29 protein-coding genes, 1 tRNA gene, 2 pseudogenes and 1 riboswitch are annotated in these 26352 nt (G+C 42.6%); of the genes and pseudogenes, 21 read left to right on the top strand and 11 right to left on the bottom strand.

Translation table 11 applies throughout. The features are described from left to right. Window positions 1-2: 2 nt before the first annotated feature. From spoVAC to ACYQY7_RS03835, 5 genes are read left to right on the top strand one after another with little or no spacing between them, the layout of a single operon-like run. Window positions 3-485, top strand: a complete 483-nt coding sequence (gene spoVAC, locus ACYQY7_RS03855; RefSeq protein ID WP_461200809.1) for a stage V sporulation protein AC — start codon at window positions 3-5, stop codon at window positions 483-485. Beyond that, window positions 482-1498, top strand: a complete 1017-nt coding sequence (gene spoVAD, locus ACYQY7_RS03850; protein WP_461200808.1) for a stage V sporulation protein AD — start codon at window positions 482-484, stop codon at window positions 1496-1498. Before spoVAC ends, spoVAD begins: the two co-directional genes overlap by 4 nt. Then, on the top strand, window positions 1495-1851 hold the full coding sequence (gene spoVAE / locus ACYQY7_RS03845) for a stage V sporulation protein AE (RefSeq protein ID WP_012575626.1): 357 nt from the start codon (window positions 1495-1497) through the stop codon (window positions 1849-1851). Before spoVAD ends, spoVAE begins: the two co-directional genes overlap by 4 nt. Window positions 1852-1857: 6 nt before the next feature. Then, entirely contained in the window at window positions 1858-2064 is a 207-nt protein-coding gene (locus ACYQY7_RS03840) for a DUF1657 domain-containing protein (protein ID WP_461200807.1), read from the top strand. Between the two features lie 2 nt (window positions 2065-2066). Next, a complete protein-coding gene (locus tag ACYQY7_RS03835; RefSeq protein WP_461200806.1) occupies window positions 2067-2924 on the top strand; it encodes a DUF421 domain-containing protein in 858 nt (285 codons plus the stop codon). A gap of 58 nt (window positions 2925-2982) precedes the next feature. Here ACYQY7_RS03835 and ACYQY7_RS03830 read toward each other — a convergent pair whose 3' ends face one another. Beyond that, the gene (locus ACYQY7_RS03830; RefSeq protein WP_461200805.1) at window positions 2983-3300 is read right to left on the bottom strand and encodes a thioredoxin family protein; all 318 of its coding nucleotides are present in this window, start codon (window positions 3298-3300) and stop codon (window positions 2983-2985) included. A gap of 88 nt (window positions 3301-3388) precedes the next feature. Here ACYQY7_RS03830 and ACYQY7_RS03825 point away from each other — a divergent pair, with 88 nt between their 5' ends. From ACYQY7_RS03825 to spoVIF, 3 genes are all read left to right on the top strand, one after another. Further along, window positions 3389-3622 carry a hypothetical protein gene (locus tag ACYQY7_RS03825; protein ID WP_461200804.1) on the top strand — a complete coding sequence of 78 codons (234 nt, stop codon included), beginning with the start codon at window positions 3389-3391 and terminating at the stop codon, window positions 3620-3622. Window positions 3623-3688: 66 nt separating this feature from the next. Then, a complete protein-coding gene (locus ACYQY7_RS03820) occupies window positions 3689-3817 on the top strand; it encodes a YjcZ family sporulation protein (RefSeq protein ID WP_009362140.1) in 129 nt (42 codons plus the stop codon). A gap of 87 nt (window positions 3818-3904) precedes the next feature. Continuing rightward, window positions 3905-4159 carry a sporulation-specific transcription regulator SpoVIF gene (gene spoVIF / locus ACYQY7_RS03815; RefSeq protein ID WP_430744762.1) on the top strand — a complete coding sequence of 85 codons (255 nt, stop codon included), beginning with the start codon at window positions 3905-3907 and terminating at the stop codon, window positions 4157-4159. A gap of 17 nt (window positions 4160-4176) precedes the next feature. Here the strand turns inward: spoVIF and ACYQY7_RS03810 are convergent, their stop codons facing one another. Beyond that, the gene (locus ACYQY7_RS03810; protein ID WP_461200803.1) at window positions 4177-6300 is read right to left on the bottom strand and encodes an ATP-dependent helicase; all 2124 of its coding nucleotides are present in this window, start codon (window positions 6298-6300) and stop codon (window positions 4177-4179) included. Window positions 6301-6408: 108 nt separating this feature from the next. On the opposite strand from ACYQY7_RS03810, the gene ACYQY7_RS03805 reads away from it, so the two are divergent. Then, a complete protein-coding gene (locus ACYQY7_RS03805; RefSeq protein ID WP_281380305.1) occupies window positions 6409-6534 on the top strand; it encodes a hypothetical protein in 126 nt (41 codons plus the stop codon). On the opposite strand, the gene ACYQY7_RS03800 is transcribed toward ACYQY7_RS03805, so the two are convergent. The 4 genes from ACYQY7_RS03800 to ACYQY7_RS03785 form a co-directional block, all read right to left on the bottom strand. After that, a complete protein-coding gene (locus ACYQY7_RS03800; protein WP_461200802.1) occupies window positions 6531-7208 on the bottom strand; it encodes a DUF421 domain-containing protein in 678 nt (225 codons plus the stop codon). The two genes, ACYQY7_RS03805 and ACYQY7_RS03800, sit on opposite strands and share 4 nt — an antisense overlap. A gap of 65 nt (window positions 7209-7273) precedes the next feature. Then, on the bottom strand, window positions 7274-7705 hold the full coding sequence (locus tag ACYQY7_RS03795) for a GNAT family N-acetyltransferase (protein ID WP_461200801.1): 432 nt from the start codon (window positions 7703-7705) through the stop codon (window positions 7274-7276). A gap of 4 nt (window positions 7706-7709) precedes the next feature. Next, window positions 7710-8222, bottom strand: a complete 513-nt coding sequence (locus ACYQY7_RS03790; protein ID WP_183240314.1) for a YjcG family protein — start codon at window positions 8220-8222, stop codon at window positions 7710-7712. Between the two features lie 61 nt (window positions 8223-8283). Beyond that, window positions 8284-8976, bottom strand: a complete 693-nt coding sequence (locus ACYQY7_RS03785; protein ID WP_461200800.1) for an alpha/beta hydrolase — start codon at window positions 8974-8976, stop codon at window positions 8284-8286. A 150-nt stretch (window positions 8977-9126) separates the two neighbouring features. Here ACYQY7_RS03785 and ACYQY7_RS03780 point away from each other — a divergent pair, with 150 nt between their 5' ends. Further along, window positions 9127-9642, top strand: a complete 516-nt coding sequence (locus ACYQY7_RS03780; protein WP_128999891.1) for a phosphatidylglycerophosphatase A family protein — start codon at window positions 9127-9129, stop codon at window positions 9640-9642. A gap of 110 nt (window positions 9643-9752) precedes the next feature. Here ACYQY7_RS03780 and mscL (ACYQY7_RS03775) read toward each other — a convergent pair whose 3' ends face one another. Then, the gene (mscL, locus tag ACYQY7_RS03775; RefSeq protein ID WP_461200799.1) at window positions 9753-10148 is read right to left on the bottom strand and encodes a large conductance mechanosensitive channel protein MscL; all 396 of its coding nucleotides are present in this window, start codon (window positions 10146-10148) and stop codon (window positions 9753-9755) included. A 138-nt stretch (window positions 10149-10286) separates the two neighbouring features. On the opposite strand from mscL (ACYQY7_RS03775), the gene ACYQY7_RS03770 reads away from it, so the two are divergent. From ACYQY7_RS03770 to ACYQY7_RS03760, 3 genes and pseudogenes are all read left to right on the top strand, one after another. Continuing rightward, window positions 10287-10763: a cupin domain-containing protein gene (locus ACYQY7_RS03770; protein WP_461200798.1), complete on the top strand. Its 477-nt coding sequence runs from the start codon at window positions 10287-10289 to the stop codon at window positions 10761-10763. A 347-nt stretch (window positions 10764-11110) separates the two neighbouring features. Next, window positions 11111-12787: an RNA-binding domain-containing protein gene (locus ACYQY7_RS03765; RefSeq protein ID WP_461200797.1), complete on the top strand. Its 1677-nt coding sequence runs from the start codon at window positions 11111-11113 to the stop codon at window positions 12785-12787. Between the two features lie 366 nt (window positions 12788-13153). Continuing rightward, a pseudogene (locus ACYQY7_RS03760) lies at window positions 13154-13363 on the top strand (cupin domain-containing protein); the annotation flags it as partial. Window positions 13364-13619: 256 nt separating this feature from the next. On the opposite strand, the pseudogene mscL (ACYQY7_RS03755) reads toward ACYQY7_RS03760, so the two are convergent. Continuing rightward, window positions 13620-13829: pseudogene (mscL, locus tag ACYQY7_RS03755) on the bottom strand (large conductance mechanosensitive channel protein MscL); the annotation flags it as partial. A gap of 13 nt (window positions 13830-13842) precedes the next feature. Further along, on the bottom strand, window positions 13843-14601 hold the full coding sequence (locus ACYQY7_RS03750; protein WP_461200796.1) for a DODA-type extradiol aromatic ring-opening family dioxygenase: 759 nt from the start codon (window positions 14599-14601) through the stop codon (window positions 13843-13845). Window positions 14602-14804: 203 nt separating this feature from the next. Further along, a riboswitch (SAM riboswitch) is annotated at window positions 14805-14912 on the top strand. 71 nt (window positions 14913-14983) lie between these two features. Between ACYQY7_RS03750 and ACYQY7_RS03745 the strand changes: the two genes are divergently transcribed. Continuing rightward, complete coding sequence (locus ACYQY7_RS03745) at window positions 14984-16087, top strand: methionine biosynthesis PLP-dependent protein (protein ID WP_461200795.1); 1104 nt, start codon at window positions 14984-14986, stop codon at window positions 16085-16087. Between the two features lie 3 nt (window positions 16088-16090). Beyond that, the gene (gene metC, locus ACYQY7_RS03740; protein WP_461200794.1) at window positions 16091-17230 is read left to right on the top strand and encodes a cystathionine beta-lyase; all 1140 of its coding nucleotides are present in this window, start codon (window positions 16091-16093) and stop codon (window positions 17228-17230) included. A gap of 20 nt (window positions 17231-17250) precedes the next feature. Here metC and ACYQY7_RS03735 read toward each other — a convergent pair whose 3' ends face one another. Then, on the bottom strand, window positions 17251-17787 hold the full coding sequence (locus ACYQY7_RS03735) for an HD domain-containing protein (protein ID WP_461200793.1): 537 nt from the start codon (window positions 17785-17787) through the stop codon (window positions 17251-17253). Window positions 17788-17905: 118 nt separating this feature from the next. On the opposite strand from ACYQY7_RS03735, the gene ACYQY7_RS03730 reads away from it, so the two are divergent. From ACYQY7_RS03730 to ACYQY7_RS03705, 6 genes are all read left to right on the top strand, one after another. Next, window positions 17906-18538, top strand: a complete 633-nt coding sequence (locus ACYQY7_RS03730; RefSeq protein WP_461200792.1) for a hypothetical protein — start codon at window positions 17906-17908, stop codon at window positions 18536-18538. A gap of 101 nt (window positions 18539-18639) precedes the next feature. Further along, a tRNA-Val gene (locus ACYQY7_RS03725) sits at window positions 18640-18712 on the top strand. A gap of 160 nt (window positions 18713-18872) precedes the next feature. Continuing rightward, the gene (locus ACYQY7_RS03720; protein WP_461200791.1) at window positions 18873-19694 is read left to right on the top strand and encodes an Rpn family recombination-promoting nuclease/putative transposase; all 822 of its coding nucleotides are present in this window, start codon (window positions 18873-18875) and stop codon (window positions 19692-19694) included. Window positions 19695-19862: 168 nt separating this feature from the next. After that, window positions 19863-21347, top strand: coding sequence for a type I restriction-modification system subunit M (locus ACYQY7_RS03715; protein WP_461200790.1), 1485 nt, complete (start codon window positions 19863-19865; stop codon window positions 21345-21347). Beyond that, on the top strand, window positions 21340-22545 hold the full coding sequence (locus tag ACYQY7_RS03710; protein ID WP_461200789.1) for a restriction endonuclease subunit S: 1206 nt from the start codon (window positions 21340-21342) through the stop codon (window positions 22543-22545). Before ACYQY7_RS03715 ends, ACYQY7_RS03710 begins: the two co-directional genes overlap by 8 nt. Further along, a complete protein-coding gene (locus ACYQY7_RS03705; protein ID WP_461200788.1) occupies window positions 22542-25496 on the top strand; it encodes a type I restriction endonuclease subunit R in 2955 nt (984 codons plus the stop codon). Before ACYQY7_RS03710 ends, ACYQY7_RS03705 begins: the two co-directional genes overlap by 4 nt. 49 nt (window positions 25497-25545) lie before the next feature. Here the strand turns inward: ACYQY7_RS03705 and ACYQY7_RS03700 are convergent, their stop codons facing one another. Next, entirely contained in the window at window positions 25546-26274 is a 729-nt protein-coding gene (locus tag ACYQY7_RS03700; RefSeq protein WP_461200787.1) for a M48 family metallopeptidase, read from the bottom strand. Window positions 26275-26352 lie beyond the last annotated feature (78 nt).

Below are 26352 nucleotides of genomic sequence, written 5' to 3'. Positions count from 1 at the left end.
TGATGGCGAACGAAAAAAGAAAAAATTTGACACCTGTTCAACAAGAGTATCATCAGTTTGAACAAGCGCGGGAAACGAAGCGACCGGTGTTGAAAAATTGCGTACGTGCTTTTTTTGTCGGTGGATTCATTTGCGCAATTGGTCAAGCTATTTCTTATTTCTATATGTACTTTTTCGACTTTACGGAAAAAACAGTCGGTAATCCGACGGTGGCGACGATGGTGTTTCTCGCGATGTTGTTAACCGGTTTTGGCGTATATGATCGATTGGCGCAATTTGCAGGGGCAGGGAGTGCGGTGCCAGTCACCGGGTTTGGCAACGCCGTTATTTCAGCTGCGATTGAACATCGGACGGAAGGATTTGTGCTCGGTGTTGGCGGAAATATGTTCAAACTAGCAGGTTCGGTTATTTTATTCGGCACGTTTTCGGCGTTTGTCGTGGCGCTTATTAAAACGATTGCGGTCAAATGGGGTGGACTCGGATGATGAAAGGTCATCGTACGTGGGTGTTTGAAAACCGTCCAATCATCGTCGCGACTGCGACAGTCGGCGGACCGTTTGAGGCGAACGGAAACATTGCTGATGATTTCGACTTGCTTCATGAAGACCTTTGGCTCGGGGAAGATTCGTACGAAAAAGCGCATAAAGTGCTGTTTGAAGAAGCGTTTTTTCAAGCGATGAAAAAAGCGCGCATCGAAAAAGAACACGTGCAGTTTATTATTGCTGGCGATTTAATGAATCAAATGACGCCGTCAAGTTTTGCGGCGCGCACGCTCAGCACTCCGTATCTCGGCGTATTTGGCGCTTGTTCAACGTCGATGGAAGCGCTCGCGTTAAGCGCATTTATCGTCAACTACGGCGGGGCGAAGTACATATTAACAGGTGCTGCGAGCCATAACGCTGCGGTTGAAAAGCAGTTTCGCTACCCGACCGAATACGGTGGACAAAAGCCACCGACAGCGCAATGGACGGTGACAGGGGCAGGCGTGGCGCTCGTCGGGAGCGAAGGGGTCGGTCCACGCATTACAGCTGCAACGATTGGTCGTGTTGTTGATATGGGCTTGACCGATCCGTTTAATATGGGCGGGGCGATGGCGCCAGCGGCAGTCGATACGATTGAAGCCCATTTACGAGACATGCAAGTTAATGCGTCGCATTACGATTTGATCGTGACAGGCGATTTAGGAAAAATCGGTCGTGCGGTGTCGCTTGATTTATTGCGAAAAAATGGGATGAAGCTTGAAGAAGAACGGTATCAAGATTGCGGATTAATTATTTACCGCGAAGGGCAACCGGTGTTGTCGGGGGGAAGCGGAGCAGGGTGCTCAGCAACGGTCGTGTACGGTCATTTGTTAAATCGGATGAAGCGTGGGGAAATAAAACGCATGCTCGTCGTAGCAACAGGGGCGCTTTTATCGCCGCTTACGTTTCAACAAGGAGAGACGATCCCGTGCATCGCGCATGCGGTAGCGATTGAGTATGGAGGCGATTATTTATGATGGCGATGTTTTTTTGGGCGTTTGTCGTCGGAGGGCTCATTTGTGTGATCGGGCAAGTGATGTTTGATGTATTTAAACTTACCCCTGCCCATACGTTAAGCGCGCTTGTCGTAGCTGGTGCGATTTTAGACGGGTTCGGATTGTACGAACCGCTCATCGATTTTGCTGGGGCAGGGGCGACGATTCCGATTACAAGTTTCGGGAACGCGCTCGTGCACGGGGCGATGCAAGAAGCGGAAAAGCACGGCATCGTCGGGGTGTTGACGGGCATGTTTGAAGTGACGAGCGCCGGCATTTCGGCAGCCATTGTATTCGGCTTTATCGGAGCATTATTATTTAAACCGAAAGGATAGAGGAACATGACGATCGGTTCACAAGTGAAACAAAGTTTAGCGAATATGAAAGCGATTCATGCGACGTTGCAAGAGCTTGCGATGACGTCAACGAACGACGAGGCGCAACGGGCGTTTCATGAAGCGATGTTACAGACGGAACAAATGATGGCGGCACTCAAAGGGCGCATCGCGACGCTTGAGCGCGAAGAGCCGCAATATAAGGGGATGTAAACATGCCAGCGTGGTTAGAAGTTGCGATTCGTTCCATTTGCATTTTAATCGGACTGTTTGTCATTACAAAGTTATTAGGAAAAAAACAGTTGTCGAAACTATCATTTTTCGAATATATTGTCGGCATTACGATTGGGGACATTGCCGGCTCGATGTCGATGGATTTAGATATTCGGTTAACGGAAGGGATTACGAGCATTTTAATTTGGTCGCTTTTCCCCGTCGTCATCTCGATCATTTCGTTGCGAAGTAAAAAATTTCGCGATTTCGTTGAAGGCAATTCCACCGTTTTTATTAAAAACGGAAAAATTTTAGAAGACAATTTGAAAAAAGAAAAATATACTATAGATGAATTGCTTGAACAGTTGCGGAAAAAAGACGTCTTTCGCGTCGCTGATGTCGAATTTGCGACGCTCGAAGCAAACGGCGACTTAAGCATTTTATTAAAACGCGACAAACAGCCGCTCACGATTGGGGATGTGCAAAAGTACGTTCCAGAGGAAAAAGAACCGCAAACCGTCATTATGGACGGTGAAATTTTAGATGAACCGCTTGCGACAGCCCGTCTAAACCGCGGCTGGTTAAAGAAGCAACTCGATCAAATGGGCGTCGCTGTCGAAAACGTCTTTTTAGCGCAAGTCGATTCGTACGGTCAACTGACCGTCGATTTATACGACGATCGCATTCAAGTACCAGAACCGCAACAAAAGCAACTATTGCTCGCATCGATGAAAAAAGCAGAAGCGGACTTCGAACTATTCGCCTTGCAAACAAATGACACCGAAGCCAAACAAATGTACGAACAACAAGCGAAACAAATGCAGCAGCTTATTCAAAAACTGCAGCCATTTCTCACGTAAAGCCACGGCACGTACGTGGCTTTTTCATGTGGGGAATATATTCAAACAATCAGCTAAATTAGCTGATTGTTTGCAGAAACTCCTCGACTTGTTCGCGTGTTTTGGCGTTGGCGCTATGTAAGTGGGCGATTTTTTCACCGTTTTGGAACACAAGCAAGCTCGGAATGCCCATAACGTTGTATGTTTCGGCGATGTCTGGCACATCGTCGCGATTGATGTCATACCATGTAAATTGTGGATAAGCAGCGATCACTTCGTCGATAAATTGATCCATGCGCACGCAATCGGGACACCATGTTGTAAAAAATTTAACGACAACGGGTGTGTTTGCAGCGATCGCTTGTTTAAATTGTTGTGCGTCTTGCAGTCGTTTCATGTTGACACGTCCTTTCTTTTTCTTTCGCCTTTTATTTTAGCACATATTGACGTTTGTTACGTATGAAAAAGCAAAGGGGGGGAAGATGATGGATCGATTGGAAAAAGAACTGCAATCATATACGCGCGCAAAACACGCAAAGCACGATGCACTCATGAACGCGTTTGAAGCATGGGGGAAAGAAGTAGGCGCCACGCTAAGCAAACTTGAAAACATAAACGGTAAGCTATTTCAACAATTTGAAGCAAACATGAGCGATGCGGAAGCGTTTTTTGCGAAAAAAGAAAAGCAGTTTGCACGCATGTTTCAGCATTTTTTATAAGCGCCCATACCAAATGAATTTTTGCGCATATGATGTAAGCGACAACGTTCAAGGAGGTGGAGTCTCATGGGCTTCGGATATTGCGGATATGGTTACGGTGGCTACGGCTACGGCGGCGGATACGGTTCAACGTTCGTGTTGATCGTCGTATTGTTCATTTTGTTGATTATCGTTGGTGCAGCGTTCGTTCACTAAGAAGAGGCGTTCCAAAGGGCATACCTTTGGAACGTTTTTTTTTCTTTTTCATATGCTGAAAAAGAAAAGCGAAGGAGGCGGAGAAAGATGGATCAACATTTTTTTAAAAACATCGAAAAGAAAACGGGCGTCAATATGCAAGATATTTTTGCGCTCGCCAATTCATTACAAAACGCAAACTTTAAAGACGAAAAAACGGTGCGCGGCATCGTCAAACGCGTCGCTCAAATTGCGAATCGCAACGTGCCAAAAGAGTTAGAAGATAAAATCGTGCAGTCGATCATTAACAACGGAAAACAAATGGATTTCAATACGATTGCGAATATGTTGAATAAAAAATAACGAAAAAGCGAAAAGTCTTAGACGAGGCTTTTCGCTTTCGTTTCAAGGAGAGGGAGCAAACGCGAGGCGTTTGCTTTTTTTAATCGGCGCATCGACGGAACGGAAATAAAAAGACGTTCTTTTGCGCGAGTGATTGCGACGTAAAGAAGGCGGCGCTCTTCTTCAAGCGGGGCGACATCGCCGTTTCGGTACGCCTCAAGCGCATAGTCGTGCGGCAATAGTCCGTCGACGGCCCCGATAATATAGACGATCGGAAACTCTAACCCTTTTGAACGGTGAATCGTCATGAGTTGAATGCCGTCATCGCCCGTTGTGTTGGCGTATGCTTTGACGCGCTCAACGTGAGAAAGAAACGCTTGGATCGTTTTAAATTTTCGGGCAACGACTTTGACATCGCGCACATCATCGGATCCTTTTTCCATCGCATTCCCTTCGTTGCCGCGCTTTTTTAAAAAGTCGCCAAAGCCCATGTCTTTTTCAATGAAGTCAATGGCGTCGATTGGTTTCATGTCTTTCACTTTCGCAAAGAGCGGAACGATTGCGCGCAATTTTTGTTGCTGAAACGGTTGAATGCCGTCAAGTTTAGCGAGCGCTTCGACGAGCGAACAATCTTGTAAAATCGAGATCGCTTTTAAGTCGTTCATGACCGTCTGCTTTAAAAACAATACGGTGACAACATCCGCAAGCGCCTGTTCGTCGTTCGGATTGATGCTTAATTGAAAAAAACTTAACAAATATCGCACAATGCGACGGTTGTAAAACGAGTCGCCATCTGTCGTGACAGGGAAACGAAGTTGCGAAAGCCGTTCAAAGACGGCGCGCCCTGAAGCGTTCGTTCGGCATAAAATGGCGATATCGCTCGGTTTGACGCCTTGTTTCAATCGCTCTTCAATGTCGCTGGCAATCATTGTCGCTTCTTCTTCTTCATCGTACGGAAAGAAAAATGTCGGACAATGTTTGCTGTCGGTTTGAGCGTTCATTTGTTTCGGAATGCGCGTGCGACTTTTCGAAATGATGTGGTTGGCGAGCGAGACGATCGGATGCGATGAGCGATAATTTTCCGTCATCTTGACAATTTTCGTATTCGGAAAATCTTTTTGAAATTGGTCAATGAATGATGGATCGGAGCCGCGAAACGCATAAATGGCTTGATCGTCATCGCCAACGGCGCAAATGTGATGCGTATGGGATGCAAGCAGTTTCATCGTTTCATATTGCACGTTGTTAATGTCTTGAAATTCATCGATAAGAAAATAATGAAACCGCTCGTGATATTGTTGTAATCGTTTTTCATCCGTCCGCAACATGTCATAGCACGCATATAACATATCGTCAAAATCAAATACATCGAGTTGCCGTTTTCGTTCTTCATATTGCACATACAATTGCACGACGCGTTCGTCCCATTCGTTTTCGATTGCGATGTCAGCGAGGGAGGTAAGCGTATTTTTCCAATATGAAATGCGTTGCATCGCTTCATCATACGGAAAATCGCGCTCATCAATGCCGATGTCGCGCCCGATTTCTTTCATCATCTTCTCTTTTTGCCAGTCACGAATGAGCCGCTCATGACGCCAACGAAACGGATCGGCATGTTGTAACATACGATAAAATAAGCTATGAAACGTTCCAATTGTCGGTATCCCCGCAAGGTTGTACGACTGAAGTCTTTCCGCTAACTCTTTCGCCGCTTTTGTTGTAAAGGTGACGATCATGATGTTTGCCGTTTGGATATGATCATTTGTGATCATCGCTGCGGCGCGCGTCGTTAACGTGCGCGTTTTACCGCTTCCAGCACCTGACAGAACGAGAAGCGGTCCATTGACGTGGCGCACCGCTTTGTATTGGTCGGCATCGAGCGACACGCCGCATACGGTCATTTGTTTTTTTTCTTTCGTTTGAAACGGTTGTTTTGGCTGAATGGCGATGATATTCGCTCGTTTTCGTTCTTCTCGTATGCAAGGGTGAGCAACATGATAAAAGTGCGGGGCATGCTCAATCGCTAAATGAAAGCGAACGATTCCACCGCACATCGGGCACGTCCATTTATTGCGTAAACTTTGTTCGTAAACGAGCTCATATTTTTCTCGTGGTAACGTATGAATGTCAAATAACTTGCCGTTATATCGTGCTTTGTTCATCGGTCAAACTCCTTCGTCTAACGTCAACGTCTATGTTAACAAATCATACAGTAAGAGAAAAGGAGTTTTTCATTGGCGAGCGAATATATAAACAAAGGAGGTGTTATTATGATTCGTCCAACTTCACTCACCGTTCCGCGTATAACGAGCATACAACGAGCAACAAACGAGAAAAAACAACAAACGCCCGAAAAGAAAAAACGACCTCAAGATCGTTCGTTGAAAAAACGTTAATATGCCTGCACATGCATTCCTTTTCCGTCTTGCCATTCGGCGTATAAAATGTCTGTATAGTTTTCAAAGCCAGCGTGGCGAATATGTTTTTTTAACCATTGTTCGTCCCAGCCGTTTTCCCGTAAATTGTCCCAAACGACTTCCCCGTCGATAATGATCGTCACAGGCAATGTCACTTCAGATGCAGAAATGTTTTGGTCTTGGCGCGTCGGTTGTTCGTATGGGGATTTTTTCATGACGCTCACTGTTCCGTCCGTTTCTAAAATGGCGTATTCCACTTCACGAACGGAAAAGACGTTGCGCGCGCGCAGCAAATGTTGCAGTTGGTTTAAATCGAGCTTCGTTTGTTTTAACGCTTCATATAAAATTTTCCCTCTCGAAATGACGATGACCGGTTTTCCTTCTAATAATTCGCGAAGCTCCTTTTTCTTTTGCGTAATCATTTCTGTTGCGTAAATTAACAGTCCCCAAAGTGCGATTGCAAATAGCACTTTAGAAAGCCCAACTTCGGCATCGTATAGCCCATTGCCGACAAGCTCTCCGAGAACGAGGGCGGAAATAAAGTCAAACGGTGTAATTTGCGTAATTTGTGTTCGTCCGAGTATTTTCGCCATAATAAACAAGGCAATATAACCGACAATTAATTCGACTGCAATTTGTCCGAATTCGTTCATAACGATATCCTTTCTTTTTCGCTTCTTTTGTTAGTATGTGAAGCGAAAAAGAAAACATGCGACCGTTATGATCGCATGTCGATCGTTTTGATCATCGTCACATGTGGAATGCCTGCATCAAGAAAGACGTCGGATACCGTTTCATAGCCGAGTTGTTTGTAAAACGGTTCAGCATGTGTTTGGGCGTTTAGTTTTACTTTTGAGACGTGCTGTTTGGCGTATTGTTCGATCGCTTCCATGATGCGCTTGCCGATGCCGCGTCCGCGATAAGCTGGAAGGACGCAAATGCGTTCGACTTTACCAATGCCGTCAATCGTTCGGAAGCGACCTGCGGCAATCGGTTTGTCGTTATCGTATATGACGAAATGAACGGACTGTTGTTCGAATACGTCAATTTCTTCTTCTTCTGATACGCCTTGTTCATTAATAAAGACGGTGCGGCGAACGAAAAGAGCATCGTGCCAAAGCGCTTCATCTTGTCCGAATTTTACGTCCATATGATTATTCCTTTCCGAGATGAAATGTTTCATATGCGGACCATGATCCGTTTTCAAGCTGATATAACAGATGGAAGCGATCGACTTGTTCTTCAAAATGAACAGACTGCATGTTGAAGCGTCCGAATACGTCTGAATATTCGTCGTTTGATAAATCACGTGCGATCGTAATGTGCGGTACGAACGCATAGTCTGTTTGTTCGACGAACGGTGGACGATGTAATTTTTCATGTAGTGTCACGAGTGGCTCTGTCTTTTCTACTTTTAAATAAATAACGTTGTTGACAGGATAAAACGAGCTAAATTTCGTGACGCGCAACAAAAACGGTTCCGTTTCAAGCGCGACGTTGCGAAGTTGTTGCACGAGTTCCTCAAGTTTGTCTTCTTCCACATCAAACGCATATTTTAACGTGATGTGCGGTGGGATTAAAGCGTAATGAGAGTCATACCGTTTGCGATACGAATTTGCAAAATCTTGAATTTTTTTCGATGGAAAAATCGCGATACCACATTTCATGCGACGTTTCCTCCTTTCATCATTATATCTATATATTATAACAAATTTTCGGAAAATACTGTTACATTTCAATAACTTTTTTTAATCCGATAGGTAAATCTGGCTGCCAGTATGTCCATGAATGATCGCCGTCAAACTCGTGATAATGGTAGCGAACTTGTTTTGTTTGAAGGACGTGAGACAGCGCACGATTTGGTTCAATAAAGTTACGGACAGCTCCGTCTGTCGTTTTCACTTTTGCCTCATGTAAGCCGATCGAATGATAAAGCGCAAGTAAATGCCAATCGGTAAATGATTGGACATATGCTATGACATCATCGTTGACGTATGGTGACTGCATGACGACTTTTCCGAACGTATGCGGATATGTCATTGCAGTAAGTAGCGAAACCGTTCCGGCGAGCGAATCGCCGACGAGAATGCGCGTTGTTCCCATTTGATATGTCGAAAAATGTTCATCGATAAGTGGCGCGAGCTCATTGGCGAGAAAGCGCATGTACGCTTCTCGTTTTTTTCCGTTTGGATGATATTTTTCATAGCGATCGAATACATCGCGATACGGCACGCCGATCACGACAGCACGCACACGAAGCTCATCGATGACGCGTCCGATTTTTCCGAACATAAAATAATCTTGCCCGTCTTGTGCGATAATGACGAGATGTTTATAAAGCGGTGTGACAGGTTTTGAACAATACACACGCAACGATAGTTCCTCGTCTAAATGTTGGCTGTGAAGTTTTAACTCTTGCATGTTCTCCCATCCTTATATATGTCTTTTTCGAGGCGAAGGGCTATTGATGTGATGCCCTCCGCTTTCAACGTTGTTCTTTCTTATCGTACCACATTTCTGCATTTTTTGTCGTTGCGTGATATAATGAGAGAACGAGAGGGGGAATAACACATGAAGCGTATATCAAGCAAAGAAGTGTATGAAAGAACGTTGCAGCTATTAACGGAACGTGGGGTGACGATTCCAGCGATTGCTGAGATTGTATATGAAATGCAAAGTCCTTACAACAAAGAGCTAACGATGGCAGAATGTATAGAAAGCGTCGAAAAAGTGCTGCAAAAACGCGAGGTGCAACATGCGATTTTAGTTGGCATCGAGCTCGATAAACTAGCCGAACAAGGCATGCTTTCCGAGCCGCTGCAAACGATTGTCGAGACGGATGAAGGACTGTTTGGCGTCGATGAAACGTTGGCGCTCGGCGCAGTGCTCGGGTACGGAAGCATCGCGGTAACAACGTTTGGTCATTTAGATAAAAATAAAGTCGGGATTATTAAGCAGCTTGACACGAAGCGTGGCAAAGGCGTGCATACGTTTTTAGACGACTTAGTCGCCAGCGTTGCCGCAAGCGCCTCCGGTCGCCTTGCCCACAACTTGCGCGACGAGGAAGAAGCTGCGTTGAATGCGTAAAAAGGAGACCGTAAATCCGTATGGGTTTACGGCTTTTTTACGAAAAAGATGTGAAATATAAACGGCTTGCTTATTATGGGAATGAAGCCCCTCAAAAATGCTTTGGGGGGCTACAACATGTCTTTTTGTTGTTTTAATAAATCGCGAATTTCTGTGAGTAGTTGTTGTTCTTTTGTGATCGTTGATGCGGCTTCTTTCGTTTCTTCTTGTTTTTTCATGTGTTCATATAAGTTGTTCAAAAGTTTGACGAATAGAAAGATGGAAAAGGCGATGATGAAAAAATCTACGACTGTTTGGATAAATGATCCGTATTTCACCTCAGCTTCGCCAACTTTCCATGATAAATTGCTAAAGTTAATGCCACCTAAAATGAAACCAACGAGCGGCATAATGATGTCGTTGACGAGGGAAGAAACAATTTTCCCGAACGCTCCGCCGATAATGACCCCAACGGCTAAATCGATGACGTTGCCGCGCACCGCAAATTTTTTAAACTCGTGCCACATACAAATCCCTCCTTTTAAAAATGATTTTGCTTTCAATGTAGCACATCCGCCTTTTATTTGTCGATTTTTTGCATATGAGGCGCATGTTCAAGCAATGGTGCATAACATAGCGATGACGATAAAGAAAGAGGTGGGAACATGTATTATTATCCGCATTATGTGTATATGCCGATGTATCCGTATCCGATGTATCCGCTTCCGAGGGAAAATACGAAAGATTACGGACCGAGCCCGTTTGTTGTTCAAATCGAAGAAGCGACGAAACGAAACAATATGTTTCGTACGGCGCTATGGACAGGGCCGCATTTGCAAGTGACGTTAATGAGCCTTCGTGTCGGGGAAGATATCGGTTTAGAAATACATCGGGGCGTGGATCAATTTTTACGTATTGAACAAGGAGAAGGAATTGTGCGGATGGGCAAAAAGAAAAACGAGCTGACGTTTGAAAGACGCGTGACGGATGGTTCTGCCATTTTCGTGCCTGCAGGAACGTGGCATAATGTAATCAACACCGGAAATATTCCGCTCAAGCTATATTCCATTTATGCGCCGCCGCAACATCCAGCGGGAACCGTCCATCCAACGAAAGCCGATGCGCTTGCGGCTGAACAGTGAAAGACTTGGGGCGATGCCTCAAGTCTCTTACTTGTATTGTCCAATAAGCTCTTGATAGGATGACATGCGACTTTTCGGACAGCTCTTTACGACATTTATTAATGATGAAAGTAGTTAATGGAATTTTTAACAATGGGAAGCGAGGAAATAAATCAAGAAGAGGCTATTTATATAATGGAAGATTGAAAATGGGAGAATCACTCTGTTTTTAATTTTTTATAGACGTTGTCTTTTGCAGAAAGGACAAAATAGGATATGTGTTGAATGTGTGATATATAGTAAATAAGGAAAAATTGCGATATGTTATACATAAAGTAAATTCTACTGCTATAATCGTATTTGCGGAGGTGACGATATTGAATGAAATAGAACTAAAAAAATTATTGGATAAATTTAGAAGCCTCCCCTCCGAAAATGAATGGGTAGAGTTTAAAGAAGCCAAAAATAATTTTGGTTTTGATGATTTAGGTGAATACTTTTCAGCGTTAAGCAATGAGGCTAACTTAAAAAATCAGCCTTATGGGTGGCTTATTTTTGGAGTAAAAGATAAAAATAAAGAAATTGTTGGAACACAATACAGAGAAAATAGAGCCGATTTAGATAAACTTAAACATGAGATATCGAGGCATACAAACGGTGGTCTGTCGTTTGTTGAGATTTATGAACTTTTTTATCCAGAGGGCAGGGTGATTATGTTTCAAATTCCTGCTGCGCCGAAAGGAATGCCAACATCTTGGAAAGGTCATTATTTTGGCCGAAATGGTGAGTCGAAGGTTCCACTCAGCATACAAGAAATCGAAAGTATTCGCAACCAACGTATGAAAGAAGATTGGTCGGCCGTGATTTGTCCCGGTGCTACGATTGATGACTTAGATAAAACGGCCATTGAGAAGGCAAGAGAAGAGTATAAAAAGAAAAATCCACGTTTAGCCGAAGATGTCGATAAATGGGATGATATAACGTTTCTGAATAAAGCAAGGGTAACGATTAACGGACAAATTACGAGAGCAGCCATTATATTGCTTGGTAAACCTGAATCCGAACACTTTTTGGCGCCGGCTGTTGCAAAAATGACATGGATTTTGAAAGACGAACATAATATTGAGAGGGATTATGAGCATTTTGGACCGCCATTTATTTTAAACACAAATGAACTTTTTGCAAAAATCCGCAATTTAAAATATCGCTATATGCCGGACCAAAGTTTGTTCCCAATTGAAGTGAATCAGTATGATCCTTACGTCATTCGTGAAGCATTGCATAACTGTATTGCTCATCAAGATTACACTCTTCAAGGACGAATTAATGTTGTTGAAAAACCAGAGGAATTAATTTTTACAAATCTTGGTGAATTTATTCCTGAAACGATTGAGAATGTGATTGAACGTGATGCACCTCAAGAATATTATCGAAATCGCTTTTTAGCCGAAGCAATGGTCAATCTGAATATGATTGATACAATTGGTTCGGGAATTAAGAAAATGTTTTTAGAGCAACGAAAAAGATTCTTTCCAATGCCGGATTATGATTTAAGTGAACCGAATAAAGTAAAAGTGACCATTTACGGCAAAATATTGGATTATAACTATACTCGTATGCTTATCAGCCATACAGATCTCGATTTGAGTGTAGTGATTGCGTTAGATAAGGTGCAAAAAAAGCAACGCATCACACAAGAAGAAGCAAAAAAATTAAGGGCATTAAAATTAGTGGAAGGCAGATATCCAAACCTATATGTTTCCGCTAAAATCGCTGAAATTACAGGAGATAAAACTACCTATATTAAAAACAGGGCCTTTGATAAAGAGCATTATAAGCAACTGATTATCTCATTTTTGCGTCAGTATAAAGTGGCAAGTAGGAAAGATATTGATGATTTGTTGCTAGATAAACTATCTGATGCTCTCAATGAAAAGCAAAAAAAGAGGTACATCGGAAACCTGCTTCAAGAAATGTCTAAGAAGGATAGAACTATTGTAAATCAAGGTTCTGCCCGCTATCCAAAATGGGCATTAACTAATTAGTTAAACTTAGTTTTAAATTAGTTATAGGTTTAGTTAATAAAATTAGTTATAAAAATTGCTCGAATATTGATTTTACGCGGTTTTTCCATTAACTAATTAGTTATAGGAATAGTTATTGTTAGTTGTAGGATTTAGTTAAAGACATCGGTTAGATTTAAACCGATGTCTTTTTAATATTTACGAAAGAGTGCAACTGGCTTATGTGTACAGTATGTTCGAGGCGAACTGTCACGTCTCTACCGGACTTGACCTTCTCCAAACGAAGAAAGCCAACAGCCTTGTCGAATTTATCCATGGCGCATAACATAGCGATTGATGATATTGAAAGAGGTGGGAATGTGTATTATTACTATCCGAGCTATATGCATGGTGCGCATGGGAAAAAGGAAAAATGAATGGACGTTTGAGCGGCGAGTCAGCGATGGTTCTGCCATTTTCGTGCCTGCAGGAACGTGGCATAACTTGATTAACACGGGCAACGTTCCACTTAAACTGTACTCGATTTATGCCCCACCACAACACCCAGCTGGAACGGTGCATCCGACAAAAGCAGATGCCCTTGCGGCAGAACGATAAGAGACTTGGGGCGATGCCTCAAGTCTCTTACTTGTATTGTCCAATAAGCTCTTGATAGGATGACATGCGACTTTTCGGACAGCTCTTTACGACATTTCTTTTTGTCGTTTCATTGAACTACCGCTAGGCTAAAGCCATAGCGGATTCCTACGAACACCGAAGTCCCCTTCGGTTATTTAGTAGGCGATCCCCACAGTTCCTGCGGCTAGGGCTTACATCCCCTAGCCTAAAGGCATAGGGGTTTTACGCCCAATCATATAAAAGCCCCATATTTCACTTCTGCTTCTCCGACTTTCCAAGATAACTTGCTGAAATCAATTCCCCCTAAAATGAGACCGACAAGGGGCATAATAATGTCATTGACGAGGGAAGAAACAATTTTTCCAAATGCCCCACTAATAATCACTCCGACAGCTAAGTCGATGACGTTGCCTCGTATAGCGAATTTTTTAAACTCGTTCCACATCGGAATCCCTCCATTAAAATGATACAGCTAAAAGGCTTAAGTTTCCGTACTCGTATTCTCGGAATAAAACATGTGGCGAGCGATTGCCGGCTCCGTAAGCAATCCAGTACGGTGCTAAATGTTCTTGAGTCGGGACGGCTTGTTTAGCATAAGGGGCTTTTTCTTCATAGTGAAACACATCTTCACTATGGGCAGATGACTGGGCAAGCAACCAATCATCAAAGGCGACAGCCCAACAATCTACTTTTGTCCGTTCTTCCCAACGAAGCGCCATTAAATTATGCACTGTGCCACCACTACCGATGATCATGACACCTTCGTCACGCAACGGGCGTAACGCTTTACCAAGTTGAAATAGCTGCTTTGGTGTCCACGAAGGAACAACGGATGCCTGAACAATTGGAACGTTTGCTTTTGGAAATAGTCGGCTTAACAATACCCATGAGCCGTGGTCAAGTCCACGCTTCTCGTCGATATTGACGATGGGGGAGACGTGCCTCAGATGATGTTGGACGCGTTTGGCCCATTCGACTGAACCTTGTGCAGCATAAGTTACTTCATACAATTCACGTGGGAAACTGGAAAAATCATAAATCATTTCATACGTTCCGTCAATCGATGAAACGGTCGGTTGACGCGTCGTCCAATGTGCAGTAAATACAACGATTGCTTTTGCATCTATGCGTTTACCGAAAGTGGTTAAAAACGATGCATATGCGCTATCTTCAATAGCTAACATTGGTGATCCGTGCGCGAGAAATAAAGCAGTCATTATATTCCTCCTTCACTTTTGCCCCCACTTTACCATATATCGTTTTGATTTGTCTATTTTTACATGTGAAGTGCAAATATATGTGCCATATCTTTGATGGGATGCATGCTGTTTGTTGTTGAAAGGGGAATAAAAAACAGTTGCAATTTTGTTGGAAATGATGTACATTAATTAAAAATCAGAAAATTCGATATTGTTTTGCGTTCTTATCGAGAGAAGCGGAGGGACTGGCCCGATGAAGCTTCAGCAACCAGCCGGAAACGGTCAGGTGCTAAATCCAGCGAATTGGCGTTCAATTCGGAAGATAAGAAGAAGCGATTGTCTATGGACAAAAAAGCCTTCTTCTTTGAAGGCTTTTATTTTTTAGAAAGGAAGAGAGCGAATGAGTCATATCGAAACACGGTTAGCGCAAATTGGCAATCGAAGCGAGACAGCGACGGGGACGGTCAATCCGCCAGTATATTTTTCAACGGCGTATCGTCATGAAGGAATCGGACAATCGACAGGGTACGATTACATTCGAACCGGCAACCCGACAAGGCATATTGTCGAAGAAGCGATTGCACAGCTAGAAGAAGGAGATCAAGGTTTCGCTTGTAGTTCAGGCATGGCAGCGATTCAAACGGTGTTTGCGTTGTTTGAAAGCGGCGACCATTTTCTCGTTTCTGCCGATTTATATGGCGGGACGTATCGTTTGTTTGAAAAAGGATGGCGCAAATGCGGCATGACGTTTACATACGTCGATTTTCGCGATGTTGATGCGGTAAAGGCATATGTGACTGAAAAAACAAAAGCGATTTTTTTAGAGACGCCAACGAACCCTTTAATGCAAGAAGCGGACATCGAAGCGGTCGCGGCGTTTGCGAAACAACATGGGCTGCTTCTTATCGTCGATAATACGTTTTACACCCCTGTACTGCAAAAGCCGCTCACAAAAGGAGCCGATATCGTCGTTCATAGCGCGACGAAATATTTAGGTGGACATAACGATGTGCTTGCCGGGCTCATTGTCGCCAAAGGAAAACAATTGTGTGAACAGCTGGCGATGTATCATAACGCCATCGGTGCGGTGTTGTCTCCGTTTGATTCATGGCTGTTAATTCGCGGCATGAAGACGCTTGCGCTTCGCATGCGCCAGCACGAACAAAACGCAAAGGCGATATATGAATTTTTAGTCGAACATGAAGATGTGACGGACGTATTGTATCCGGGAAGAGGGGGAATGTTGTCGTTTCGCGTGCGCGATGAAAAGTGGGTGAATGCTTTTTTACGAAGCTTAAAGCTTATTACGTTTGCGGAAAGTTTAGGCGGTGTCGAAAGTTTTATTACGTATCCAGCGACGCAAACGCATATGGATATTCCAGAGGATGTTCGCATCGCCAATGGGGTGTGTAATCGACTGTTACGTTTTTCGGTCGGCATTGAACACGTTGACGATTTAATTGCCGATTTAACACAAGCGTTTCAACGCATGAAAGAGGTGTAAAAGATGGATGTGCAAACGCAACTCGTTCACAATAAATGGCAGATTGACGCGCAAACGGGCGCGGTGAGCGTCCCGATTCATCATGCGTCAACATTTCATCAGTTCGATTTTGATACGTTTGGAAAGTACGATTATAGCCGTTCGGGCAATCCGACGCGCGAGGCGTTAGAGGAGACGATTGCGGAATTAGAAGGTGGAGTGAGCGGTTTTGCGTTCGCTTCTGGCATGGCTGCCATTTCAACAGCATTTTTGTTGTTGTCAAAAGGGGATCACGTATTAATTACCGATGATGTGTATGGCGGAACGTATCGCATCTTCACCGATGTATTGAGCCGATTTGGGATTGAGCATACGTTTGTTGATATGACCGATTTAGATGCGGTAGCGCGTCACATTCGTCCGAATACGAAAGTCATTTATATGGAAACGCCATCGAACCCGCTATTGAAAATTACAGATATTCGCGGAGTTGTGAAGCTTGCCAAAGCGCACGGTTGTTTGACGTTTTTAGATAATACGTTTGCGACGCCTATTTTGCAGCGGCCGCTTGATCTCGGTGTCGATGTCGTTTTGCATAGCGCAACGAAATTTTTAGCGGGGCATAGCGATGTTGTGGCAGGGTTAGCGGTTGTAAAAGATGCGCGCTTGGCGAGAGAGCTGCGCAAACTGCAATATTCGTTCGGGGCGGTGCTTGGCGTGCAAGATGCGTGGCTTGTGCTGCGCGGGCTAAAAACGCTGCACGTTCGGCTCGATTACGCTTCCCGTTCGGCGATGCAGCTTGCGCAGTTTTTACATCGTCATCCGAAAGTGGCGCACGTGTATTATCCAGGGCTTTCGCATCATGAAGGGCACGTCATTCATCGCGATCAAGCGCGCGGGTTTGGTGCGGTGTTGTCATTTGAACTGGAAGATGAACAAGCGGTGCGGACGTTTGTCAAATATGCGCACATTCCGGTATTTGCGGTCAGTTTAGGAGCTGTGGAGTCGATTTTATCGTACCCGGCAAAAATGTCGCATGCGGCGATGCCGAAAGCAGAACGCCACCGCCGCGGCATTACAGACGGCTTGTTGCGCATAAGCGTCGGACTCGAGGCGATCGATGATTTAATTGCTGATTTTGAACAGGCGTTATCATATGTATAGGCTAGGCATATCGCCTAGCCTTAGCTAATTTGGTCGAGGGCACCGCGTTGTAGCTGTTGCTCGACCATGCGATCGAGTTGTTGGATTTTTTTCAAAGCGAGTTCGTCATCGATTTGGCGATAATGATGTTTACCACCCGGTTCTTCATCTGCTTCATCGGCGAGTTTTACGATCGTTTGAAGCGGTTTTCGTTTTAGCTCTCCTTCTGGAAGATACGAATCGGTATGAAGCAAAATGGCGAGGGCGATTTCTTTCGCATGTTGAGGATGTTCACCGAGTCGAATAAGCAATTTGTGCGCTCGCTCCGCCCCTTTAATCGCATGAATGTCGTTTTGTTTATATGTTTCGTAGTCCCATGTTCCGTTTGAGTACCATTCATAATGACCGATATCGTGAAGCAATGCAGCTTTTGTCGCTAAATCAACATTGACTCCATATTGCAGGGCAAGGCGATACGCATGATATGCGGTCGCAATAGCGTGCGCGACGCCTGAACGTTTCAAATATTTTTGAGTGATGGGGTGGAGGAAGATGTCAGTTAATGTGACACGTCTCATCGTGCATGCCCCCTTTTTTGTTTTTCTAATTATCATACCATGTTTTATTTAAGGAAAGCAATACATATTTTTTCTATTTTTCCTTCATACTAAGTGAAAAAAGGTTTGGAGGACGCATATGTTTTTATCATTATTATTATCAATGATGACAGCGTTTTCGTTCAATGGGCATGCTTGCACGAAAAAATTGGATGAAGCAAATGTGCAACTGTGTGGAAAAGAAGATGGAGATTGGGTGCGTCATTTTACGCTTCACGTCGGAAAAGCGACGTATGCGTTTCCAGAATGGGAACATATCAATGACCCGAAAGCGACTCCGCAATTGTATTCTGTTGATGTGACGGACGATGGAAAGGAAGATGTCGTCGTTTTTCTCGTGAAAGCGCGCGGCAACGGCACGTATAAAAATGAAGTGCACGTATTTGCACATCACGAAAACGGCATAGAAGAAATGATCGTCGAAGATCCGCGCACCGTCGTTTTAAAAAGCATGAAAATGAAAGAGACAAACGAAGGAACAGAGCTAATCATTGATCACGTTCACGCTTTCATTCCGTACGCACGCGAAGAACAAAAAGGGGTAAAAACGACATTCGACCGCTTTTTAAAATACGCGCTCGATAAACAAAAGCTGAAAGCCGTTTTACTCCTCGAACGAAAAAAAGGTGAATACATCGGCAGTTTAATCGTCACATACGAATATAAAGATGGCCTTTTTCAAGGTACCCACATCGACTTTATCCGCCATTAGCCATTGCATGTGCGATGGCTAAAAATTTTTTAAAAAAGCATTTGACAATGTGGATAGAGGTGAGTATAATGAAAAATGTGTTCGATAGGACAACAATATATGATTCCGTAGCTCAGCTGGGAGAGCGCCACCTTGACAGGGTGGAGGTCGCTGGTTCGAGCCCAGTCGGAATCATCGCAAACCCGAGTTCTGTAAAGGAGCTCGGGTTTTTCGTTGTTTACCCCCTCCTCCCGACTACCGCGAATGTTTGAGAGTTCAGCCGCATTTCGTATGCAGGAAAGTGGTCGATGTTGTCGAATAAAAACATCGAGACCATTGTATGCGAGGTGACTATATGTCTATTGACCACGACCGTCTGTTTAAACAGTTGATCCAAACGTTTTTTGAGGAATTTATTGTTCTCTTTTTTCCGACGATGCATGAGCATATCGACTTTCGCCACGTATCGTTTTTATCAGAGGAGCTGTTCACCGATGTGACGGCAGGGGAGAAGTATCGCGTCGATTTGCTTGTCGAAACGAAGTTAAAAGGCGAAGATGGGCTTGTGATTGTGCATATCGAAAACCAAAGCTATGTGCAACCATCGTTTCCTGAACGGATGTTTATTTATTTTAGCCGTTTGTTTGAAAAGTACCGTAAAAACATTGTACCTATTGCTGTATTTAGCTACGATACGATCCGCGACGAACCATCGACATTTACCCTCGAATTTCCTTTTGGCAACGTGCTAGACTTTCGTTTTTTCACTGTCGAATTGCGCAAACAAAACTGGCGAAACTACATTCGACATGATAATCCCATTGCCGCTGCATTGTTAAGCAAGATGGGGTATACTGAAAGTGAACGAGTAGAACTGAAAAAACAATTTTTACGCATGCTTGTCCGATTGGAGTTAGACGAAGCGAAACAACGGTTGCTGTTTGGCTTTTTTGAAACATATATCAAACTATCCGATGAAGAAGAACGAAGGCTACGAAGCGAGGTGAATGAAATGGAAACGAAAGAAAAAGATCAAGTGATGGAATTAATTATTTCGTATGAACAACAAGGAATGAAGCGCCTTATACAAACGATGGCGAAAAAAGGGATGAGCGTAAAAGATATTGCGAACGTCACGGACCTTTCGGAAGAAGAAGTAGAGCGGTTGTTGGAGTAGGGGGGTACTGCCGTCGACCTTTTTGGCGACGGCAGTTTTTTTGTTTTCCAATGAGTAAGTATACTATATATTTGCTCGCTTGTTAAATGACAGTAGTTTACAATAGGAATTTTTGTTATAGTTAAAGTTGTAAGAGATGAAAGAACAGGAAAAGACGGAGGCAGCACGATGGGCAAGTTAACGTTACAACAACTTGAATCTCATTTATGGGAATCAGCAAACATATTGCGTGGTAGTATTGATTCTTCGGACTATAAAAACTATATCTTTGGCATGTTATTTTTGAAACGATTAAACGACGTGTTTGTCGAAACGGCTGAGCGGATTGAAAAAGAAGAAGGCGAAGATTACGGTTGGTATGATCGCGATGAACATCAATTTTTCGTACCTGAAAAAGCACGTTGGAGTTATATTCAATCTCACTCCCAAGATGTGGGGGCGGTCATTAACAAAGCGTTTGAGCTACTCGAAGATGAAAATCCATCGCTACAAGGCGTTTTAGCGAATATTGATTTTAATGATAAAGAAAAATTATCCGATAAAACGATTCTTCAATTAGTACAGCACTTCTCACAAATTGACTTACGCAATGAAAACTTATCAGAACCTGACATCCTTGGTCGTGCTTATGAGTACCTTATCAAACAATTTGCCGATGATGCAGGTAAAAAAGGCGGTGAGTTTTATACGCCAAGCCAAGTCGTGAAATTAATTGTAAAACTGATTAAACCTGAAGAAGGGATGCGTGTGTGCGACCCAACCGCAGGGTCTGGAGGGATGCTCATTCAAGCTGTTGACTACATAAAAGAAAAAGGCGGCAATCCACGCAACATTACATTGCACGGACAAGAGAAAAACTTAAATACATGGGCGATTTGTAAAATGAATTTGTTACTTCATGGATTAAGCGACCATGAAATTAAAAAAGGTGATACGATTCGTGAACCGAAACTATTAGACGAAAACGGCGAGCTTCTATTATATGATCGCGTCATTGCTAATCCTCCGTTTAGCTTAAAAAACTGGGGACGTGAGGAGGCAGAAGCAGACGCATTTAACCGTTTTCGCTTTGGTTTACCGCCAAAAAACGCAGGAGACTATGCGTTTATTCAGCATATGATTGCCACACTCAATGATGAAGGGAAAGCGGGAGTTGTCATGCCGCACGGCGTTCTTTTCCGTGGTGGGGCGGAAGGGAAAATTCGTCAAGGCATCTTAGAAGAAGATTTAATTGAAGCCATTATCGGTTTGCCGGCGAACCTATTCTATGGAACAGGTATTCCAGCATGTATCCTTATCATCAATAAAAACAAAGAAGAGCATAAAAAAGGAAAAGTTCTTTTCATTGACGCATCTAACGACTACCAAGAAGGAAAAAATCAAAACGTTCTTCGAGATGAGGACATTCAAAAAATCGTCAGCACATACGATGCATGGAAAGATGTTGAGAAATATAGCCGTGTCGTTACATTAGAAGAAATTAAAGAAAATGATTACAACTTAAACATCGCCCGCTACATTGACACAACCGAAGAAGAAGAGGAAATTGATGTGGCAGAAGCTCTTCGTCAACTTCGCCAACTCGAACAAGAACGGGATGAAATTGAGAAGGTAATGTACGGCTATTTGAAGGAGTTGGGGTATGGTGAGTGAATGGAAAAATGCTTTTCTATCAGAAGTTGCAGAGATAACAATGGGACAATCACCTGCATCATCCGATTGTAATGAATACGGTGAGGGATTACCTTTTTATCAAGGGAATGCAGAGTTTGGATATATGTATCCTATTCCAAAGCGTTATTGTGTGAAACCAAAGAAGGTGGCAGAAGCAGGTGATATTTTAATTAGTGTGCGTGCTCCTGTTGGTGATGTAAATATAGCTCAGGAAATGTCTGCAATAGGGAGAGGATTAAGTGCCATTCGCCCTACAAATGTAGAAAAAATGTTTCTTTTTTATTTTCTTCAACACTTTAAGCCTAAATGGGCAACTTTACAACAAGGAAGCACCTTTGAAGCCATTAATAAGAATGATCTATCGAACTTGGAGATTCCTACTCCTCCCTTAAGGGAACAACGCAAAATCGCAGCCATTCTCTCATCCGTCGATGAAGCGATCGAGAAAACGGAAGCCATTATCGAGCAAACAGAAAAAGTGAAAAAGGGGCTTATGCAGCAGTTGCTCACAAAAGGAATTGGACATATGAAGTTTAAAAAGACGGAGATTGGGGAAATTCCTGAGGGGTGGGAAGTAAAGCAATTAGCTGAAGTATGTGTAGTCAATCCTACTTATCGAATTGGAAAGGGGACTATTTGTTCCTACGTAGAAATGGGTGCAGTTAATGAAAACTCCCCTCATATATCTTATTTTGGTAAAAGAGAAGCTGGACAAGGTGGCGGTTCGAGATTTAAAGAAAATGATGTGTTATTTGCGAGAATTACTCCTTGTACGGAAAATGGCAAAACTGCTTTGGTTCCAAAATTAGAGTCTGAAGTAGGACTTGGTTCAACAGAATTTATTGTATTATCTCCTTTAAAGCAAATTCTTGATCCAAAATTCTTATATTACTTTGTTAAGTCAGATAGAGTAAGAAATTACGCTATTAGTAGAATGACGGGAACAACAGGTCGTCAACGTGTTCCAAAAGAAGTATTTGAACAAGAGTTAATGATTGCTTTACCACCTATAGATGAACAAAAGAAAATAGGTGAAATTTTATACAATTATGATAAGAAGATAGATCACGAAAAAAGATGGAAGAATCAACTTCAAACAATCAAAAAAGCCCTTATGCAAGTCCTATTAACAGGCAAAGTTCGTGTTAAAGTCGATGATGAGGTGATGTCACAGTGACCACTTCAAGTGAATGGAATGAGTTAAATCTTGTAGAAAAACGTTTGATTGAGCAGCTTCGAGAGTTGGGCTATGAGCATGTCACAGGCTCAGCTCTTGAGTTGGAACGCGAGTCGTTAAGTGAAGTGATTTTAAAGGAACGGTTAAGGAAAGCGATTCAGCGGTTAAATCCTTGGATAGATGAAAATAACCTTGCACGTATCATTTATAATTTGACTCACATTGAAGCGACGGGTCTCATGCAAGCGAATGAAAAGTTCCATGAGATGCTTGTGAACTATATTTCGATTCAGCAAGATGTAGGAAAAGGGAAAAAGAATCAGACTGTTAAGCTCATTGATTTTGATAACCCTTATAACAACGAATTTCTTGTCGTTGACCAATTCCGTATTCAAGATGCAAGGGGTTCGATTCGTCCGGATGTTGTGATTTTTGTAAACGGATTACCTTTGGTTGTCGTCGAATGTAAAAGCCCGACGCTACAAGAAGATGCGCAAATTTCAAAAGCGGTCAATCAATTACGCCGCTATCAAGAAACTCATGAGCAACTTTTTTACTATAACCAGTTCATGATTGCGACAAGCAATTATCGGGCGAAAGCGGGAACGATTGGTGCAAAAGTGCAACATTACGGCGAGTGGAAAGATCCGTATCCAAGAACGGCGCCTGAACTTGGCGACTCTCCAACAAAACAAGACATCTTAGTTGCAGGGATGTTAGCAAAAGAAAACTTGCTTGATTTGATCCAAAACTTCATCGTTTTTGAAGTCGATGGCGGACGGGTGATTAAAAAGATTGCCCGCTATCAACAATTCCGTGCTGTCAATAAAGCGATTCATCGCATTTTACATGCAAAAACACCAAAAGATCGTGGCGGAGTGATTTGGCATACACAAGGTTCAGGTAAATCGTTAACAATGTTATATTTAGCTGTAAAACTTAGAAGAATTAAAGAGTTGCAAAACCCAACGATTGTCGTTGTCACCGACCGTAAAGACTTGGATGATCAAATTACAAAAACATTCCGTAAGTGCGGTTTCCCGAATCCGCAACAAGCGGAAAGCGTCAAAGATTTGAAAAGGTTGTTACAGCAAGGTCCAGGATCCACGATTATGACGCTTGTGCAAAAGTTCCAACCAGATAAGGAGCAAGACGAGTATCCAGAACTTTCAAGGTCGGAAAATATTTTTGTGTTAGTCGACGAGTCGCACCGTACGCAATATAAAGGTCTAGCGATGAACATGCGGAAAGGCTTACCGAATGCATGTTATCTAGGCTTTACAGGAACACCGATCGATAAAGAAGATAAAAGTACAACAAGAACGTTCGGTTCTTATATTGACAAATATACGATTGAGCAAGCGGTCGATGATGGAGCAACCGTTCCAATCTTCTACGAAGCTCGAATGGTTAACCTTCATTTACAAGGCGAGTCACTAGATCGCTTATTTGATCGTAAATTTAGTGATTATAGCGAAGAAGACCGTGAGCGTATTAAAAAGAAATATGCAAAGGAAGAAGCAATCTTAGCCGCTCCGAGCCGTATTGAACAAATTGCTTTAGATATTGTAGAACACTTTGAAAATTATATCTTACCAAACGGTTTTAAAGCACAAGTGGTGGCGGTGAATCGCGAAGCAGCAGCGATTTATAAACGAAAGCTAGATGAACTCATTAATGGCAAATATGAAACCGCATTAATTATTTCAACAGGACAAGAAGACAAAAACAATGAACTATTAAAAGACTACTCCCTTTCTCGTGAAGAAGAAAAGCAATTCATTGAGCGATTCAAAAAGCCATTTGAAGAAGATAAACTAGCGATTTTAATTGTTTGTGATAAGCTTCTCACAGGCTTTGACGCACCAATCGAGCAAGTGATGTACTTAGATAAACCGTTAAAAGAGCATAACCTTCTTCAAGCAATTGCTCGTACAAATCGTACATATGAAGGAAAAACATATGGACTCATTGTTGACTACTTTGGGGTATCAAAATTTTTGGAAAAAGCGTTAGCGATTTTCTCTAAACAAGATATTCAAGGAGCGTTGTTGCCGATTGAAAGCGAGTTGCCAAAGTTAAAACAAGCCCATCGAAAAGCAATGAGCTTTTTTGACTATATCAACCGAAGTGATGCCGATGCATGCGTTCAAGTATTAGAGCCTGAAGATGTGCGTCACGAGTTTGAAAAAGCGTTTAAAGAGTTTTCCAAGCGAATGGATATGATTTTACCGAACCCTGAAGCTTCTCCATATGTAGAAGACTTAAAGTTTTTAGGGAAAGTACGGCAAATGGCAAAAACGTTATATCGTGATGAACAAATGGATATTTCTGAGTGTGGCGAGAAGGTAAAACAATTAATTGCAGAACATTTATACGCGGAGTCTGTAGAAGTCATCCATGAACCAATTGATATTTTGTCCAGTAAGTTTGATGAGCGGTTGGAAAAAGCCCCTTCAAAAGAAGCACAAGCAGCGGAGATGGAACATGCGATTCGCCATGAAATTAAAGTGAAGCTGGAAGAAAACCCTGTCTACTATACATCGTTAAAAGAAAAGCTAGAACAATTAATCGAAGCAAGACGGAAAAAAATGATGGATATTGCTGAATTGGTAGAAAAGCTACGCAGCATGGTTAATGATATGCGAAACGTCAACCAACAAGCACAAAATCTCGGCTTTACACGAGAACAATATCCATTTTACCAGCTGTTCCAACAGTTTCTTCCAGATGAAGAACATAAAGATGCGATCGATGCGTTGACTCATCTTGTAACGGACATGATTGCCGAGGAAAGTCAAGTCATTGATTGGGTAAACAAAGAAGATGTAAAGCGAGAAATGCGGAAGAAAATCAAGAAACAGTTACGGGCAAGTGTTATTCCTAAAGATCAGATAGAAAACATTACACAACAAATTATGTCGTTAGCGATGGTTCATTATAAAAAGTAAAGAGGAGGGCAAAGAGCCTCACTATGTAAGAAGAGGCTCTTTTCCATGTCTATAAAGTTAAGGTTGGGCCATTTATCCGCAACCATTCTTTTCTTTGTTCATAGTCTGATATGATAGATTTAACAAAATGCCAAAAATCATTGGAGTGATTTGGATATTTAAGATGCGCTAATTCATGTACTAGTAAATAGTCGATAATCGGTACAGGAGCCATCATAATTCTCCAGTTTAAGTATATGGCTCCTTCGTTTGTGCATGTTCCCCAGCGCATTTTTTGTTCTTTTAATTTCATTTTCGTAGGGGTTACTCCCATTTTAGGGCAATAAATTTTTAAACGTTCTTGTAGTTTCATTTCCCCGTACAGAATATACCAATCTTTGAACGCTTGTTGAAAAAATGGGATTCTTTCTTTTTCTGTTAAATGCGGTGGCACCGTGGCAATAAATTTCCCTTGTTTAAACATAAGAACCGGCTTTGTAACTTCCTCGCTTTTATATACTTTTAATCGATAATTGCGCCCTAAATAAGCAAATTTCTCTCCGCTTACAAATTCTTTCGGAGCAGGGCAATCAGAAATTTGATTCAACGCCTGCCATTTATCAATAATCCATGGAGCTTTTTTATAGAGGATAGAATGTAAAAGTGTATCCTCTATTCCCATAGGGGCTACGACTTTTACCCCCTCTAACCATTCAACCGATATCGTCACATCCCGCTTTTTCGGCTTATACTCTAATGCATAATCTATCGTTGTCCTGCCATATTGAAAGCTAGGCATATAAATACATACTCCTTTGTTTCTTTAATTGTCTCCCATTTTATCTTTGGGAAAGCAAAAGGTCAATCGGTAAACGAT

It is taken from the genome of Anoxybacillus sp. TBDG-1, assembly GCF_054815885.1.
This window is presented reverse-complemented; position numbering and strand designations above follow the sequence as displayed.

Bases quoted from the DNA above. Each gene is read 5' to 3' on its own strand.
- spoVAC (WP_461200809.1), top strand. From the start codon at position 3: ATGGCGAACGAAAAAAGAAAAAATTTGACACCTGTTCAACAAGAGTAT.
- spoVAD (WP_461200808.1), top strand. From the start codon at position 482: ATGATGAAAGGTCATCGTACGTGGGTGTTTGAAAACCGTCCAATCATC.
- spoVAE (WP_012575626.1), top strand. From the start codon at position 1,495: ATGATGGCGATGTTTTTTTGGGCGTTTGTCGTCGGAGGGCTCATTTGT.
- ACYQY7_RS03840 (WP_461200807.1), top strand. From the start codon at position 1,858: ATGACGATCGGTTCACAAGTGAAACAAAGTTTAGCGAATATGAAAGCG.
- ACYQY7_RS03835 (WP_461200806.1), top strand. From the start codon at position 2,067: ATGCCAGCGTGGTTAGAAGTTGCGATTCGTTCCATTTGCATTTTAATC.
- ACYQY7_RS03830 (WP_461200805.1), bottom strand. From the start codon at position 3,300: ATGAAACGACTGCAAGACGCACAACAATTTAAACAAGCGATCGCTGCA.
- ACYQY7_RS03825 (WP_461200804.1), top strand. From the start codon at position 3,389: ATGGATCGATTGGAAAAAGAACTGCAATCATATACGCGCGCAAAACAC.
- ACYQY7_RS03820 (WP_009362140.1), top strand. From the start codon at position 3,689: ATGGGCTTCGGATATTGCGGATATGGTTACGGTGGCTACGGCTACGGC.
- spoVIF (WP_430744762.1), top strand. From the start codon at position 3,905: ATGGATCAACATTTTTTTAAAAACATCGAAAAGAAAACGGGCGTCAAT.
- ACYQY7_RS03810 (WP_461200803.1), bottom strand. From the start codon at position 6,300: ATGAACAAAGCACGATATAACGGCAAGTTATTTGACATTCATACGTTA.
- ACYQY7_RS03805 (WP_281380305.1), top strand. From the start codon at position 6,409: ATGATTCGTCCAACTTCACTCACCGTTCCGCGTATAACGAGCATACAA.
- ACYQY7_RS03800 (WP_461200802.1), bottom strand. From the start codon at position 7,208: ATGAACGAATTCGGACAAATTGCAGTCGAATTAATTGTCGGTTATATT.
- ACYQY7_RS03795 (WP_461200801.1), bottom strand. From the start codon at position 7,705: ATGGACGTAAAATTCGGACAAGATGAAGCGCTTTGGCACGATGCTCTT.
- ACYQY7_RS03790 (WP_183240314.1), bottom strand. From the start codon at position 8,222: ATGAAATGTGGTATCGCGATTTTTCCATCGAAAAAAATTCAAGATTTT.
- ACYQY7_RS03785 (WP_461200800.1), bottom strand. From the start codon at position 8,976: ATGCAAGAGTTAAAACTTCACAGCCAACATTTAGACGAGGAACTATCG.
- ACYQY7_RS03780 (WP_128999891.1), top strand. From the start codon at position 9,127: ATGAAGCGTATATCAAGCAAAGAAGTGTATGAAAGAACGTTGCAGCTA.
- mscL (WP_461200799.1), bottom strand. From the start codon at position 10,148: ATGTGGCACGAGTTTAAAAAATTTGCGGTGCGCGGCAACGTCATCGAT.
- ACYQY7_RS03770 (WP_461200798.1), top strand. From the start codon at position 10,287: ATGTATTATTATCCGCATTATGTGTATATGCCGATGTATCCGTATCCG.
- ACYQY7_RS03750 (WP_461200796.1), bottom strand. From the start codon at position 14,601: ATGACTGCTTTATTTCTCGCGCACGGATCACCAATGTTAGCTATTGAA.
- ACYQY7_RS03745 (WP_461200795.1), top strand. From the start codon at position 14,984: ATGAGTCATATCGAAACACGGTTAGCGCAAATTGGCAATCGAAGCGAG.
- metC (WP_461200794.1), top strand. From the start codon at position 16,091: ATGGATGTGCAAACGCAACTCGTTCACAATAAATGGCAGATTGACGCG.
- ACYQY7_RS03735 (WP_461200793.1), bottom strand. From the start codon at position 17,787: ATGAGACGTGTCACATTAACTGACATCTTCCTCCACCCCATCACTCAA.
- ACYQY7_RS03730 (WP_461200792.1), top strand. From the start codon at position 17,906: ATGTTTTTATCATTATTATTATCAATGATGACAGCGTTTTCGTTCAAT.
- ACYQY7_RS03720 (WP_461200791.1), top strand. From the start codon at position 18,873: ATGTCTATTGACCACGACCGTCTGTTTAAACAGTTGATCCAAACGTTT.
- ACYQY7_RS03715 (WP_461200790.1), top strand. From the start codon at position 19,863: ATGGGCAAGTTAACGTTACAACAACTTGAATCTCATTTATGGGAATCA.
- ACYQY7_RS03700 (WP_461200787.1), bottom strand. From the start codon at position 26,274: ATGCCTAGCTTTCAATATGGCAGGACAACGATAGATTATGCATTAGAG.